At 39.9% G+C, this 13,944-nt stretch carries 15 protein-coding genes and 2 pseudogenes; 11 read left to right on the top strand and 6 right to left on the bottom strand.

Features of this window, described 5'->3' with window-relative positions; genetic code table 11:
• Positions 1-9: 9 nt before the first annotated feature.
• The 4 genes and pseudogenes from B4U84_RS04575 to B4U84_RS04560 all read left to right on the top strand — a co-directional run.
• Positions 10-432 (top strand): bis(5'-nucleosyl)-tetraphosphatase, encoded by a 423-nt coding sequence (locus B4U84_RS04575; RefSeq protein ID WP_017309549.1) that lies wholly within the window; start codon positions 10-12, stop codon positions 430-432.
• Positions 433-636: 204 nt separating this feature from the next.
• On the top strand, positions 637-1,860 hold the full coding sequence (locus B4U84_RS04570) for an AAA family ATPase (protein ID WP_017309550.1): 1,224 nt from the start codon (positions 637-639) through the stop codon (positions 1,858-1,860).
• Between the two features lie 73 nt (positions 1,861-1,933).
• The gene (locus B4U84_RS04565; RefSeq protein WP_131118716.1) at positions 1,934-2,899 is read left to right on the top strand and encodes a threo-3-hydroxy-L-aspartate ammonia-lyase; all 966 of its coding nucleotides are present in this window, start codon (positions 1,934-1,936) and stop codon (positions 2,897-2,899) included.
• Positions 2,896-3,093 (top strand): annotated as a pseudogene (locus tag B4U84_RS04560) (RNA 2'-phosphotransferase); the annotation flags it as partial. The gene B4U84_RS04565 and the pseudogene B4U84_RS04560, both read left to right, overlap by 4 nt.
• Before the next feature lie 253 nt (positions 3,094-3,346).
• On the opposite strand, the gene B4U84_RS04555 reads toward B4U84_RS04560, so the two are convergent.
• Positions 3,347-3,883 carry a PadR family transcriptional regulator gene (locus B4U84_RS04555; RefSeq protein ID WP_017309553.1) on the bottom strand — a complete coding sequence of 179 codons (537 nt, stop codon included), beginning with the start codon at positions 3,881-3,883 and terminating at the stop codon, positions 3,347-3,349.
• A 251-nt stretch (positions 3,884-4,134) separates the two neighbouring features.
• Here B4U84_RS04555 and B4U84_RS31460 point away from each other — a divergent pair, with 251 nt between their 5' ends.
• Complete coding sequence (locus tag B4U84_RS31460; RefSeq protein WP_242677531.1) at positions 4,135-4,641, top strand: hypothetical protein; 507 nt, start codon at positions 4,135-4,137, stop codon at positions 4,639-4,641.
• 164 nt (positions 4,642-4,805) lie between these two features.
• On the opposite strand, the gene B4U84_RS04545 is transcribed toward B4U84_RS31460, so the two are convergent.
• Complete coding sequence (locus tag B4U84_RS04545; RefSeq protein ID WP_131115793.1) at positions 4,806-6,170, bottom strand: lipid-A-disaccharide synthase-related protein; 1,365 nt, start codon at positions 6,168-6,170, stop codon at positions 4,806-4,808.
• 149 nt (positions 6,171-6,319) lie between these two features.
• Here B4U84_RS04545 and B4U84_RS04540 point away from each other — a divergent pair, with 149 nt between their 5' ends.
• Both B4U84_RS04540 and B4U84_RS04535 read left to right on the top strand, forming a co-directional pair.
• On the top strand, positions 6,320-7,024 hold the full coding sequence (locus B4U84_RS04540; RefSeq protein WP_131115791.1) for a diacylglycerol/polyprenol kinase family protein: 705 nt from the start codon (positions 6,320-6,322) through the stop codon (positions 7,022-7,024).
• Between the two features lie 254 nt (positions 7,025-7,278).
• Positions 7,279-7,503 (top strand): hypothetical protein, encoded by a 225-nt coding sequence (locus tag B4U84_RS04535; protein ID WP_242677530.1) that lies wholly within the window; start codon positions 7,279-7,281, stop codon positions 7,501-7,503.
• A 289-nt stretch (positions 7,504-7,792) separates the two neighbouring features.
• On the opposite strand, the gene B4U84_RS04530 is transcribed toward B4U84_RS04535, so the two are convergent.
• From B4U84_RS04530 to B4U84_RS04510, 4 genes and pseudogenes are all read right to left on the bottom strand, one after another.
• Positions 7,793-8,095: a tetratricopeptide repeat protein gene (locus B4U84_RS04530; RefSeq protein ID WP_131115787.1), complete on the bottom strand. Its 303-nt coding sequence runs from the start codon at positions 8,093-8,095 to the stop codon at positions 7,793-7,795.
• Positions 8,096-8,117: 22 nt separating this feature from the next.
• Positions 8,118-10,050, bottom strand: a pseudogene (locus B4U84_RS04520) (tetratricopeptide repeat protein); the annotation flags it as partial.
• Positions 10,051-10,053: 3 nt separating this feature from the next.
• Positions 10,054-10,590, bottom strand: coding sequence for a COP23 domain-containing protein (locus B4U84_RS04515; protein WP_131115781.1), 537 nt, complete (start codon positions 10,588-10,590; stop codon positions 10,054-10,056).
• A gap of 433 nt (positions 10,591-11,023) precedes the next feature.
• Complete coding sequence (locus B4U84_RS04510) at positions 11,024-11,563, bottom strand: COP23 domain-containing protein (RefSeq protein ID WP_131115779.1); 540 nt, start codon at positions 11,561-11,563, stop codon at positions 11,024-11,026.
• A gap of 392 nt (positions 11,564-11,955) precedes the next feature.
• Here B4U84_RS04510 and B4U84_RS04505 point away from each other — a divergent pair, with 392 nt between their 5' ends.
• From B4U84_RS04505 to B4U84_RS04490, 4 genes are read left to right on the top strand one after another with little or no spacing between them, the layout of a single operon-like run.
• Positions 11,956-12,477, top strand: a complete 522-nt coding sequence (locus B4U84_RS04505) for a helix-turn-helix domain-containing protein (RefSeq protein ID WP_131115777.1) — start codon at positions 11,956-11,958, stop codon at positions 12,475-12,477.
• Entirely contained in the window at positions 12,462-13,028 is a 567-nt protein-coding gene (locus B4U84_RS04500) for an IS630 family transposase (protein WP_165490244.1), read from the top strand. The genes B4U84_RS04505 and B4U84_RS04500 overlap by 16 nt, the downstream gene beginning before the upstream one ends.
• A gap of 57 nt (positions 13,029-13,085) precedes the next feature.
• Positions 13,086-13,301: a hypervirulence associated TUDOR domain-containing protein gene (locus B4U84_RS04495; RefSeq protein ID WP_017309562.1), complete on the top strand. Its 216-nt coding sequence runs from the start codon at positions 13,086-13,088 to the stop codon at positions 13,299-13,301.
• Positions 13,302-13,310: 9 nt separating this feature from the next.
• Positions 13,311-13,652, top strand: a complete 342-nt coding sequence (locus B4U84_RS04490; protein ID WP_044446420.1) for a DUF3140 domain-containing protein — start codon at positions 13,311-13,313, stop codon at positions 13,650-13,652.
• The last annotated feature ends 292 nt before the right edge of the window (positions 13,653-13,944 follow it).

The raw sequence follows: 13,944 nt of genomic DNA, 5'->3' as shown, positions 1-13,944 counted from the left end.
AATTAGACAATGCGTGAAATCAAATCTTGTGGTGTGCTTGTCATGCGATCGCAACCACAAATGAGTTTTTTACTTTTGTTAAAACCTAATCGTTATGACTTACCCAAAGGTCATATAGAAACAGGTGAGGATGACATCGGTTGCGCTTTACGTGAATTATTTGAAGAAACTGGAATTAGATCTAATGATATTGAGTTAGATCAACAGTTCCGATTTCATGTTAATTATCTAGTCAAATCTAAACGAACTCAAAACCAAAAAGCACAGAAAAAAGTTGTCATATTTTTAGCATGGCTAAAAAATGAAGTTCTGATTAAAACCACTGAACACAGTGGTTTTATGTGGGTAGAATGGAACCCACCACATACGATTCAGCAAAAAACCATTGACCCTTTGCTACAAGAGTTGGAAAAATATCTGTTTCAGCCGTAAATTTTTCGGGAATTGAACCTAAAGGTGTTGTATTAGTGATTAATAAAATTACGTCTCTCTCAAGGATGTTATTAATATTTACGATGAAAAAATATTAACAATGATAGCCATATTAAAAAAGCATAGGATAGATGGATTGACAAAAATCTCCCATCCAAAATCTAAAATCTAAAATCCAAAATCATATCAGGGATTGACATTCCAGTGAACATACAACAACTAATATCAGAATCACTGAGACTTCCGAATAATGCGATCGCTTATCATGTAAGTCAGGAATTAGCAGCACTATATCCTAGCAAAGCCATCCTAGAAGGTAATGACTCTAGCTTTGATATCGAAAAATATGCTAACGCTGACCTTTGCACAATTGAATATGATCTATCAATCCATAATCAGATTATTTCTGCTTGGGATGGTATGGAAAATACGATTTATAATTTTACAGAAAACGCCTGCTTTGAGGTCAGATGGCAAGGAGATAAACTCGAAGTAATATTGCTCAGTTGGCAGCAAGGTTATTGTAAAGAAAGATACTATTGGATTTTAGCCAAAAATTTAGAACTGGCTGAAGACTTTTTTGCAACTGTGTGCGAGTGGAACTCAGAAATTCAAAGTGAAATTTTAGTTTTTGAAGATGGTTTTTGGTCAAAAGATACCGATTTATTTGAGTCTATTCAAAACGCCAATTTTGAGAATCTAATTTTGAGTGGAACTATCAAGCAAGACATTCAAAATGATCTAGCACATTTTTTGGCTGCGCGAGAGACTTACGAAGCTTACGGTGTTCCTTGGAAACGGGGAATTTTATTTATTGGTTCTCCTGGAAATGGCAAAACTCACACGATTAAAGCTTTAATTAATCAAATGCAAGTGCCATGCTTATACGTTAAAAGCCTCAAGTCTCAGTACGATAATCCCCATCATAATATTCAGCAAGTCTTCAAACGAGCGCGACAATCAGCCCCCTGCATTCTTGTTTTAGAAGACCTTGATTCTCTCGTTGAAGGTGAAAATCGCTCCTTCTTTTTGAATGAAATTGATGGTTTTGCTGCTAATACAGGGATAGTGATTTTAGCCTCAACAAACCATCCAGAAAAAATTGACCCAGCAATTTTAGATCGTCCGAGTCGGTTTGATCGCAAATATTATTTTGAATTACCAGGTTTAGCAGAACGTATTGCTTACATTAACTTGTGGAACGAAAAATTTAATTCTGCTATGCATTTGTCAGATGCAAGTATTACTCAAATTGCGGAAATAACTGAAGGTTTTTCCTTTGCTTATCTGAAAGAACTATTTGTTTCTGCCATGATGCAATGGATTACACAGATGAAAATTGGGGGTATGGAGCAAAGCATTATTTCACAAGTTGCTGCTTTGCGAGAACAAATGGAAAGTTTTGATAATAGCACAAAATCAGAATAATCTCATGAAACTCCAACGGTTTGAATAACAGGTGCAGACGATTTCCCAAGCAAATGGTCATTTGTTTATTAGCATGTCACAGTTTAATTCTGTTACTTTTGCCGATATTGAAATAGCAGCCAAGCATCTTACTGGTGTTGGTCATCGTACCCCGGTGATGACTTCAACAACTATTAATCAACGCACCAATAGCCAAGTTTTCTTCAAATGTGAAAACTTTCAACGCACAGGTTCTTTTAAATTTCGTGGCGCATACAACGCACTCTTACAGTTATCAACAGACCAAAAACAAAAAGGTGTAATCACATTTTCATCAGGGAATCACGCTCAAGCGATCGCCTTGGCTGGAAAATTGCTCAACATCCCCACAACTATAGTCATGCCAGATGATGCTCCCACTGTCAAACAGTTAGCAACTCGTGGTTATGGTGCAGAGTTAATTTTATATAACCGTAAGACAACAAATAGGGAAGAACTAACCCAAAGTTTGGCAGAAAACCGGGGTTTATCAATTATTCCTCCCTACGACCATCCTCATATAATTGCGGGACAGGGAACAGCAGCGAAAGAACTCATAGAGGAAGTCGGTGGACTAGATTTACTGTTAGTCTGTTGTGGTGGTGGTGGGTTACTTTCCGGGAGTGCGATCGCCACTAAAACACTTGCATCTAACTGTAAAATTATAGGTGTAGAACCAGAACGCGCCGATGATGCTACCCGTTCTTTTCACAGTAAAACTCTTCACACTGTTAATAATCCTGATACCATCGCTGACGGTGCGCGGACTCCTAGTTTAGGTAAAATCACGTTCCCTTTGGTATTAAACTACGTTGATGATATGGTGACGGTATCTGAGGAAGCAATTGTTCGCACTATGTTCTTTTTATGGGAACGCTTAAAAATAGTTGTGGAACCCACTGGAGTGTTAGCTGCTTCTGCTTTACTAGAAGGTGTTGTGAAAGCTTCAAACGCGAGAATTGGTGTGATTATTAGCGGTGGAAATGTGGATTTGACACAATTAGTACAATTGAATTCATGAACGATTCTCGCCTTGTCAAAATCAGCAAATATCTCAGCAAATATCTGCGACACCAACCGGATCGCATTGGTATTAAACTTGCTCCTGGTGGTTGGGTTGCTGTTGATGAATTATTAGCAGCGTGTCAAAAAAATCAATTTCCTATTACCCGTGTAGAACTCAATGAAGTTGTCGCTAACAACGACAAAAAACGCTCAAAATTAAACCTCGTCCACTTTGAAAGCTGGAGTTTTATATAAGGGCTTATAATTTGCTTCTAGCCTGAGTTATACGCTTTACCCTAATTACAAAAAAACTACGGTTCTCAACGTAGACGTGGTTTAATTACACATTCTTCAATCTGTTCTCCGTTCCGTTCCCCGTTAAGAGTTCCCTGACCTCCACGAATGAATTTAATTTTGTGCGACTACTTAATAGCCAATTTGTATAGTGCGTAAGTCCTATAGTCTACTGATGATCAATAATTTCAATAGCCGTCTTCAGCCAATCAATATAAGTTTGTTCTCTGCGTAACACCAACTCTAATGCAAGCCTTTGCATAATCTGCTCACGAGTTGCATATTGATCCCCAAGCACTGGTAAATTAATCTTTTCACACTTAGTTAGTTTTTCAATATGTGCAGCCAACTGATATTCTAAAAGTTGAACGATCGCTTCATTAGATAACTGTGTAGCGAAAAATAATTGAATTAGCAATGGTTCTCTTAATGTTGGTAAAGGCTGAGGAGATTGTAACCATCTAATTAATTCCGCTTTTCCCGTCTCCGTCACACTGTAAATTTTACGATTAGGGCGATCGCACTGAATTTCAACGCTACACTTAATCCAACCCTGCTCAAGCAGTTTATCAAGAGTTCTGTAAATCTGTGCTTGGTCTGCTGGCCACAAGTGAGCAATGCATTGATCGAAACAACTTGTTTTCAACTCGTAGCCTGTCCTCTGTTCTTCTTGAAGCAGACCCATAATTGCATATGCTAGCGACATAGACGGTTTTCCGAATGTAAAGTAGTTTAAGCTCTATATGTCATTTTTGATATAGATGTTAATATAAGACTAATCATATATGAGAATCATCCAGCACAGTAAACTTGATGACGGCGTACTTGACAAAACCCTAACTACCTGGTCTTAGATTGATCAGACTACCAGTTTTGGCCGTTGAGGATTTACGAATTGAATTGAAAAGTGAGGAAGTGGCGATCGCCAAAGACGATTTATCACATGCGAAATAACTATTGACTTTGTTGCTCATTGCTGGCGTACCACTCAACCAACTCTTAAGCAGAAATCATTCCAACCTTAAAACCATTGTAACGGGAGGATGGGTTCCATTGACTTCTAACACACTTTTACAGCGAATACATCAACATCAATATCTACGCGATTTGCGAAATAAATTGCTCAACCTTCATCGAATCTTGCTGGAGACAGAACGCATCACTTACGAACAGGTGCGTGGACGAGTATCGAACGGAGAACTACTACGACTTGTCATCGAACATGAACAATTTGCTTGGTTACATCGCATATCAGAAGTAGTTGTGCAAATCGATGAAATGCTGCAAGCAGATCAACCGATGTCACTAGAAGACGTCGAAAATATGATTACTGATGTTCGCATATTGCTAACACCACAAGAAGAAGGTAACGCATTTGCCAGAAAATACTACGCAGCTTTGCAACGTGAAGCTGGTGTTGTCCTAGCACATGCAGAGGTATCACAACTGCTTGCATCGAAGTGAAGAAAAGGGAACGGGGATGAATCAGTTATCAGTTATCAGTTATCAGTTATCAAATTAAACTGTTCACTGTTCACTGATTAGTTGTCTCCCTTGTCTCCCTTGTCTCCCTTGTCCTCCTTCCCTTGTCCTCCTTCCCTTGTCCCCGATCCCCGTTCCCCCTTCCCTCAAAACATTCTCTCGATCAGACATTCTGCAATCCGCCTCGCTGCACCCGCTTTCCCCATCCGTCGCAAACCATTTTCAGCTATCACATGCAATTTATCAGGGTTAGCAAAAAGCGATCGCACTGCTTGAGGAACTTCATTTGGTTGTTCTACTAAAATTACACTTGGCCCCAAAAGCCGACTCTGTGTTTTGGCAAATTTGGGATTAAACTGTGGCCCTTTTCCAACAATAGTAACAGCTGGTTTACCCAAACCCACAAATTGTTCGGTTGCTGTTCCCGCCATGGCGATCGCCATATCTGCCATATGCAGGCAATCATTATAAGCTTTTTGTGTCAAGATAAAGTATGCATTTTTTTGTTTAAATGTCAAGGCTTCAGTATCAGGAATTGTCACAGGCGAATCTGGGTAAGGGTGCCAACCGTGGGATTGAAGAATTTGGTGCATACTGGCAAAATGTAAACTCGGAGCGATCGCACCTAAAAATACCAGTTTTCCTCCAGTGTAGGCTTGTACACTAAGTTCTTGAGGAAGGGTGATTAATGCAGACACCGCCATCAAAATTTTTTGCCAGTTAGCGTAAGCTTCTGGAGGACGGGAACCTGGTAGAACAGTGATAATTAATGGTCGAGCCAATCCCGGATTTTCGCTGTTACTACTATAAAATCGCGCCGTCGGAAAAGTTGGTTCTAAACCATCCATCATGGGATTACCAACATCAAAAGCCGGAATAGGCCATTTTTCTAAGATCTGTGTTGTTAACGAATCTCTGGGGAACACCGCCTTACAATTACGATGGCTCATTAACCAACGTTCCCAAGGATGGTAAACTGAACCAGAAAAATTCTCTAACCGTGCTAGTGGACTGCTGCGTGGCAATAATCCGTTTTCATCTCGTACATGGTACTCTGATTTCGCCGTACCTACAAAAGCGTATTTAGTACCACTCATCCAAGCAAACAATAATGGTATGATGTCCCCGACAGCTAAAATGGCGTGATTTTTGCCAAATTTTTGTTGAGAATTGACCCAACTGCGGATAGTTTGAATTTGGTTAAAAGTCAGTTGTATTAATCCCCCACCCAAATCACGTAGGAATTGCCGTCCGTCCATGTAAATAAAACCACCAGAAGGCATAGTACGTACTGAACCAATGACGGGAATATTCAACTTTTGGTAGGCGTATCCTTCTCCTACTAAAGGTAGAGCAAAAATTTCTGGTGGGTGGTATTGTTGCTGGAGTTCCTCTAAGATCCTGACTGCGATCGCATCTTCTCCATGACCATTACTTAAAACTAACAGCCGCAGATGGGAACTTATTTTCTGATTTTTAGAGTTGGTGGATAAAGCAGAGACATCACTCATAATTTACAAAGCAGCAGGCAAAAGCTAGATTATTTTACATGTTATTTGATCAGGTTAAGAAATACACAATATTAACTTAGTATCTTGAGCAAGACTAGGCTTTTTGGGAAGATAAAGTACATACCAAATCTAAATCCCAACTGCTGAGTATGCTATCTAATTTTTTAGGAGTCAGTCCGTTGGTTGGAAATTTACTCGCCACTGTGCTGACTTTTATTTATGTCTTTGGGTTAGTAGCCCTCATGAATTTTTTTGTCACTAGTTTCGGTCTACCCCAAGATATTAGCCGCAAAATAACACATATTGGTGCTGGTTCAATCATAGTTTTTTTACCACTTTATAACGATTTACATTGGTCAAAATACCTAAATATTTTGATTATGGTAGTGTGGCTAATTCTTTTAATTCAAAAAGGTTTTTTTGCCAATCCTGATGATGAAGCAGTCAAAACCATGACTCGTACAGGAGACAGGCGTGAATTACTCAAAGGACCACTTTATTTTGTGATTATCAGTATTATTTGTGGAACTTTATTTTATAAAACTTTTCCTGGAATTGTCGCTATGATATGTCTGGCTTGGGGTGATGGTTTTGCACCAATTATTGGCTCAAGATATGGCAAATGGAAATATAAAATATTCAGCGACAAATCAATCGAAGGCAGCTTGACAATGTTTATTTTTGCCTTTGTCGCTAGTATATTTTTCGTATGGCTAATTATTCCCAGCACTTTGAATATTAACCGGATTTTAATCATTGCTCTTGCAGCGATGATTGTAGAGGGATTCAGCCCCAAAGAAATAGACAATATCTTAATTCCAATCACAGCAATTGCAGTAAGTAGTTTTGTTTAACTCACTCAGAGGATGTTTGAAAAGTATTAAATAGATCCCCTCGCAACCTGTCAAAATTTGGGTGGCGAAGTACTAAGTAGAACGACTTGAAAAAACCAAACTATGTTAAGTAATGTAAAAAAGTCGGATTCAGTTCGTAGTAAGGACTTTAGTCCTTTTTTGAGAACTAAAGTTCTCACTACGAGCCTTTAATTATTTAACCTGTTCTACTTACATTCTTTTTCACCAGAGGTCTAAAGAACATCGCGACGTTTGTGGGTAACATCGCGACGTTTGTGGGTAACATCGCGACGTTTGTGGGTAACATCGCGACGTTTGTGGGTAACATCGCGACGTTTGTGGGTAACGTCGCGCCATTCATAAAGAACATCACGACATTTGTGGCTAACGTCGCGACGTTCTTTATGAATGAAACGACATTCGTCACAAACGTCAAAGCGATGATGCAAAGTAGGCGCTACGCGATCGCAAATAAATGATTAAATTTATCGCGGTTCTTGGTTGAATAAACTTTTAAAAAGCCACGTAGATGAAGAATTTTAATCCCCGTGAGGGGGTGAAGGTAATCTACGACATGAGCAACAGAGCTATTGTCACCCCTGATTCGCCAGCTGCATCCTTCAAGAAGTCGGGGATCTTATTTCTTATGCGTCTACGGATCATGCTCAATCAGTCAGGACTGACGCACACTCTACCAATTCTTGGCGGTCAAGCCCTACAATAAGTAAAGCTTTTTGGCGATTTTTGCGTAATTCCTGATAAACTCTGCTACTGCTGAAGCTTTTTAATCACCTCCATAATTTTTTGGTATAGTTGCGTATTTCCTTGTTGTCGAAACAGATCGGCTGCTTTTTGCAAATCAGCAATCGCCCCTTGCCTATCTCCCAATTCAACGTGTGCTACACCCCGCTGGAAGTAAGCTTCAGCATAGTTGAGATTAATTTTGATTGCCTGATTGTAATCAGCAATCGCCTCTTGCTTGTCTCCCAATTCTGAGCGACGATTACCCCGGTTGAAATAGGCTTGGGCAAAGTTGGGGTTAATTCTGATGGCTTGGTTGTAATCAGCAATCGCTCCTTGCTTGTCTCCTAANAATCAGCAATCGCTCCTTGCTTGTCTCCTAACTCAAAGCGACGATTTCCTCGGTTATTGTAAGCATTGGCAAAGTTGGGATTAATTTTGATGGCTTGATTGTAATCAGCAATTGCTCCTTGCTTGTCTCCCAATTCTGAGCGAACTGCACCTCGTCTGGCATAGGCATCAGCATAGTTGGGATTAATTTTGATGGCTTGATTGTAATCAGCAATCGCACCTTGCTTGTCTCCCAATTCTGAGCGAACTGTACCCCGTCCGATGTAAGCTTAGGCATAGTTGGGATTAATTTTGATGGCTTGGTTGTAATCAGCAATCGCTCCTTGCTTGTCTCCCAAATCTGAGCGGACTATACCCCGTCCGCTGTAGGCTTGGGTTAGTTTGGGAGCAATTTTGATGGCTTGGTTGTAATCATCAATAGCTCCTTGCTTGTCTCCCAACTCATAGCGGGTTTTACCCCGGTTGTTGTAAGCATAGGCATGTTTGGAATCAATTTTGATTGCCTGATTGTAATCAGCAATCGCCCCTTGCTTATCTCCCGAATCTGAGCGGGCTATACCCCGGTTGTAGTAAGCATCAGCATCGTTGGAATCAATTTTGATTGCCTGATTGTAATCAGCAATCGCCCCTTGCTTGTCTCCTAAATCCGAGCGTGCATTACCCCGGTTGTTGTAAGCTTTGGCATCGTTGGGGTTAACTTTGAGTGCCTGGTTGTAATCAGCAATCGCCCCTTGCTTGTCTCCTAAATCCGAGCGTGCATTACCCCGGTTGTTGTAGGCTTGGGTATAGTTGGGATTAATTTTGAGTGCCTGATTGAAATCAGCAATCGCTCCTTGCTTGTCTCCCAAATCATCGCGGGTTATACCCCGATTGAGGTAGGCTTGGAAATCTTTCGGATTGAGTTTGATGCTTTGGGTCAGAGCTGCGATCGCTCCTTTATAATCTTTTAGGATTCCACGAGCAATTCCCTGACTTCTGTAACCATCAGCTTTCTTACCTTGTTCAAAATAAAGGTCTGCGGCTTTCTGGAAATCTTTAGCTGCATTTGTCTCATCTTTTATATCATTGATTCGGATACGACCTCGTTGATAATAAGCAGCAGCATATTTGGGATTAATCCGTAGCGCTTGGTTGTAATCCTCAATGGCTCCTTTATAGTCTCCCTTTTCATACTTATCTCCACCTTGAATGTAAAAGTCATCTGCTTTAGGTGCTATAGCTACAGAAGTGTTAGGAGCAGAAACTCCCACATTTACCTCAGCTTTTGCTGACAGTCGCAAAAACGTATTAATGGAAATGCCTAAATTAAAGCCTGTTTTAATTTCTTTCGTATCTTTGTCTGCTCTACCGTGAACTCCAATAAGTTCAGCTTTTTCATTTAAGACTGCACCACCGCTCATCCCCTCTGATGTATTATTGCTGTAGACTAATCCATATCCATCACGCAATGGTTTTGAGGCATTCGCCGTAATCTTCCCATCACTGAAAGTATAAATTGACTGATTAATCGCAAATGTTGGTGCAGGGAACCCAGTCACATAAGCGTTTGTACCTTCTGTGCTAGCGTCAGAGTTACCTATCTTTGCCACGGTGTAATTTTGACTGCTAGTAAACTGCACCACAGCTAAGTCTACTCCTGGTAATTGTTTCACACTGCTGTAGTTGAGTGTATAACTTTTTCCATCAGGAGTAACAATTTCATAATTATCTGTGACTTCTACCACATGAGCAGCCGTGAGGACGGTGTAAGTATTGCCTTCTTTTTTGATAATTACCCCAGAACCATACTTTGGCTTTTTACTTTGAATCAGTACTGTAATTTGTTTGGCAATATTATTAACTTCACTTGGTGACAGCGCCATAGTCACTTGCGTTTGCACAAGGACAATTGTTACCCCCATTAGCGCTGGTGCAAGTTGATCATAAAATTTCATGATTTATTTTCCGAAATACAGATACGCTTCGACATCAATATTCACTGGATCATTGCTGGTGTCGCCCCCAGTTTGATTTACAGCTTTTCCAGCAGCCAAAGCACGACGATCCATTATTTGGCGTAGAGTAGCGTCAGGATCGCTACCAGGTTTGAGAGTAAATAATAAAGTCGTATCTGTACAAGCAGCATTTTTTTGAATAGCGGCGCACACAACAGGCTGTTTGTTGAGAATACCCGTCTTGATATATCTCAGCATACCGTTGTCATAACTTCTTTGAAATCTGTTAGAAACTTGTTGACAGCGTTGCTGGGGTGTCAACACCTTACCACTAAAATGCTGGGAAACCCAACGAATTATTGGTAGTCTCTTGCCATTTTGGGTACGAACAAATGTTGTCGGTACACCGTTGCTTTGATCACAGTAAAAGCTTGTGTCTCCAGCGTAACTTGGCTGATTGAGAATAGCTGTTGTAGCCAATGTAGTCAGTGCAGCTATGCTGAAAACTTTTACACCCAATGTCAACAATTGATTAGACATGTCTAGTTTCATAAATGCAAAGTAAAAAAGGATCAAGCACACTTGTATGGAATAGAACAAGCTACAAAGGTAAATTGTAGTATTTCAGATGATATTTGAGATTTATCAGTAAAATTACCATGTCTACCCCACATTTTTCACCTAGCCCAGAGATTTGGGTAGTACTTTTCTTTCTTCTGTAGTGAGTTTGAGATAATTTTGGGCATGTAGAGACGTGCCATGACACGTCTCTACAAGTTTCTATGCGCGGTCACAGAAACTACTTAATTTATTTGAGTCGTCTTCAGACGAGTTGTGCTGTTAGCTAAGGGTTTAAACCCTTAGCTGTATATTGAAAAATTGGGATGCTCCCTTTATATAAAAAGCTTTGCTTCTAGTAAATCCAGAAAGCAAAGCCCATATTACTACTAGGTAAGAAAGAGTTATTAGCTTATTATTCAGGCTTGATACTATTGAGATACGTATCAAAATCTACATAAATTTGCGTATTATCGCTATTTTGATTAAGTATTCTCCCCGCTGCCAAACCACGACGGTCTAAGAGCCTTTCCACAGCCTGTTTAGCATTAGTACCACGCTTGAGAGTAAATAAGAGATTATTGTTGTTACAAGTATCATATGTGGTAGCAGCAGCGCATACAACAGGTTGTTTGTTGAGCGTACCAGAAATAATGGTTTTCAGAGTGCCGTTATCGTAGCTTCTTTGAAATCTATCCGATACTTCCCGACAACGTTGTGCAGGAGACAACTTAGAGGCAAAGTAATTATTTGGAACCCAAGTAATCATTGGTATTTTTTGGCCATTGTGAGTTTTGGCAAAGGTTGTAGGATTACCTTTGCGATTAGCGCAAAAGAAGGTTGTACCACTGGCGTAACTAGGCTGATTAGCAATTGCAGCTATCGTAGATATAGTCAGCAAAGCAATACCAGAAACTCTCGCAACTTTTGTCAATGTGGAACTACTACTGCTCATAAAAAGTGCGTGAATAACAAAAAAGCGTAAATCCCACTGTCGTGGGGATATAAACAGCTACAAATAAATTTTGTAGCATTTCGGAATCATAATTAGATATATCAGTAAAAATAACATTAATTTAAGTGTAGTAATAGTTAAAGAAGTGTGTTATTTTCCTTTTGGAAAATACACGTATTCAATTATACTGATTATATTAGTTGTGAAATGGGATCGCTCAGGTGAATATCAAAGACTTTAACTAGAGAAAATTTATTGATGCTCACCCACATCATTTATATTTTTTCTATCAATAGGCTGATTAATTGCTCTACATGTTATACCAATTCTATGTGAGGCTGCATAGAATAGTAGAATAGAGAGTGCCAAAGATTCAAGACCAGAAGTAAACAATGGCACGCGGTTTCAATCTAGAAATATCAGAGAGTGCTGAGTATTTGTCCAAAAGTCTCAGCAAGGCTCGGACATCTGTGGAAAAAGAACGATTGCTTCTTCTGTGGTGGATCAAAACAGGACAAGTGACACAGCATCAACAATTGAGCCAGAGACTAGGTAGAGATGGCTCAACAGTAACACGATGGTTACAAAAGTATCGGCAAGGGGGGCTAGGGAAATTATTAGAGGTGAAAACATCACCTGGGGCAACTCCCAAGATCACACCAGAAATGCGATCGCGGCTGGAGGAGAAACTGAAATGTCCTGAGGGGTTCGGCAGCTATGGGGAAATCGTAGAGTGGTTAAAGCAGGAATTTCATGTAGAAGTCAAATATAAGACAGTCTATCGTCTGGTACGCTATCAACTCCAGGCGAAACTGAAAATACCTCGGCCTGTGAGTAAACAACAGGATGAACAGGCTGTGAGCCTGTTTAAAAAAACATTCCCCACGCCTTTGTCACCTTGCAAAAGCTTTTAGGTCAAGGAAAGCGACTGCGTTATCTGTGTCAGGATGAGACCAGGCTAGGGTTGAAAACGGAAACTGGGCGAGTGATCACTGCTCGTGGTACCAAACCCATAGCTAGCGTACAGTGGCCAAGAGAGGCATTCTGGCTGTATGGAGTCGTTGAACCATTAACAGGATGGCATTTTTGTCAGGAATATCCTCATCTGGACAGTGAGAATTTTCAGAAATTCTTGGATATCCTATCCCAAGAACTGGGTGATGATATGGCACTGATGCAAATGGATCAACCATCTGCACATCAAGCCTTGGCACTGTCTTGGCCAGAAAATCTCATCCCTATCTTTCAACCTGCTCATAGCCCTCAACTCAACCCAATTGAGCGATTATGGCAGTTTATTAAACGCCAGTTCAAGGGGGAAAACTTTTCTAATCTACAACAACTGCGCCAACGAATTCAACACGAATTAGCTCAAATATCTTCTGAGTTAATCTCCTCTTTGACAAGTTATGATTTCATCCTCGAAGCTCTCTTTCATGAAGCTTTATTCTATGCATCTTCATAGAGAATTGGTATTACGAACATAATTAGCAAGTGCAAAACCTTAACAAAAACATAAATTATGACTGAAGAATTCAAAAAGGGAGATCAAGTTAAGTGGAACACTTCTCAAGGTGAAACTACTGGTGAAATTAAAGAAAAACTCACCTCATCCACAGAAATAAAAGGACACCACGTAGCAGCTTCTAAAGAGAACCCAGAATACTTAGTTGAAAGTGAAAAAACAGGTAAACAAGCTGCTCACAAACCAGATGCTCTGGAGAAAATAGAGGAATAAAATAGTTTTATGAGTAAAGACACTAAATCAGTAATTGATGAGTTTCGTAGCTCAGTTAATATGACAGTCAAAGAACTACAATCTTGGTTGCAAACAGAAGAATCTCAATCTGTTGGTCAAAAAGATGGAGATTCAGAATCCATAGGACATAAATCAGGAAAACAAATTGTTCAATTATTAGAAAACAAAAAAGATGAATATAATCATGATGAAATATCCCACATGAAAAAAGTCATCAGTTATATCCATCGTCACTTAGCGCAAAAACCCAGTGGAGACATAAAAAATACACACTGGCGTTACTCATTAATGAATTGGGGACATGATCCATTAAAAGACACGAATTCTTAGGGAACTCAAAAAATAAATGATCCAATCCCTGCACTAAACACAATTTATTCCACCTTGTCCTCCCTGTCTCCCTTGTCTTTCTTGTCCCCCTTGCAACTGAACGTTTTTTGATTTAGATCACTGCTACAGAAACTTTGACAAGTCGTAAAGGGTCAAAGAGTAAGTTCAAACACACTACCAATCAGCTTTTGTGCTTTGTTCCAGCTATTTTCAAGTACGATATTGCCCCATAACAGACAAATGACTGCGAATAGCTAATAGTAGAATAAGGTACAGGATAAAGCTGCATGGA

The sequence above is a fragment of the Westiellopsis prolifica IICB1 genome (assembly GCF_004323185.1).
Classification (GTDB): Bacteria; Cyanobacteriota; Cyanobacteriia; order Cyanobacteriales; family Nostocaceae; genus Pelatocladus; species Pelatocladus prolificus_A.
This window is presented reverse-complemented; position numbering and strand designations above follow the sequence as displayed.

Bases quoted from the DNA above. Each gene is read 5' to 3' on its own strand.
- B4U84_RS04575 (WP_017309549.1), top strand. From the start codon at position 10: ATGCGTGAAATCAAATCTTGTGGTGTGCTTGTCATGCGATCGCAACCA.
- B4U84_RS04565 (WP_131118716.1), top strand. From the start codon at position 1,934: ATGTCACAGTTTAATTCTGTTACTTTTGCCGATATTGAAATAGCAGCC.
- B4U84_RS04555 (WP_017309553.1), bottom strand. From the start codon at position 3,883: ATGTCGCTAGCATATGCAATTATGGGTCTGCTTCAAGAAGAACAGAGG.
- B4U84_RS04545 (WP_131115793.1), bottom strand. From the start codon at position 6,170: ATGAGTGATGTCTCTGCTTTATCCACCAACTCTAAAAATCAGAAAATA.
- B4U84_RS04540 (WP_131115791.1), top strand. From the start codon at position 6,320: ATGCTATCTAATTTTTTAGGAGTCAGTCCGTTGGTTGGAAATTTACTC.
- B4U84_RS04515 (WP_131115781.1), bottom strand. From the start codon at position 10,590: ATGTCTAATCAATTGTTGACATTGGGTGTAAAAGTTTTCAGCATAGCT.
- B4U84_RS04510 (WP_131115779.1), bottom strand. From the start codon at position 11,563: ATGAGCAGTAGTAGTTCCACATTGACAAAAGTTGCGAGAGTTTCTGGT.
- B4U84_RS04505 (WP_131115777.1), top strand. From the start codon at position 11,956: ATGGCACGCGGTTTCAATCTAGAAATATCAGAGAGTGCTGAGTATTTG.
- B4U84_RS04495 (WP_017309562.1), top strand. From the start codon at position 13,086: ATGACTGAAGAATTCAAAAAGGGAGATCAAGTTAAGTGGAACACTTCT.
- B4U84_RS04490 (WP_044446420.1), top strand. From the start codon at position 13,311: ATGAGTAAAGACACTAAATCAGTAATTGATGAGTTTCGTAGCTCAGTT.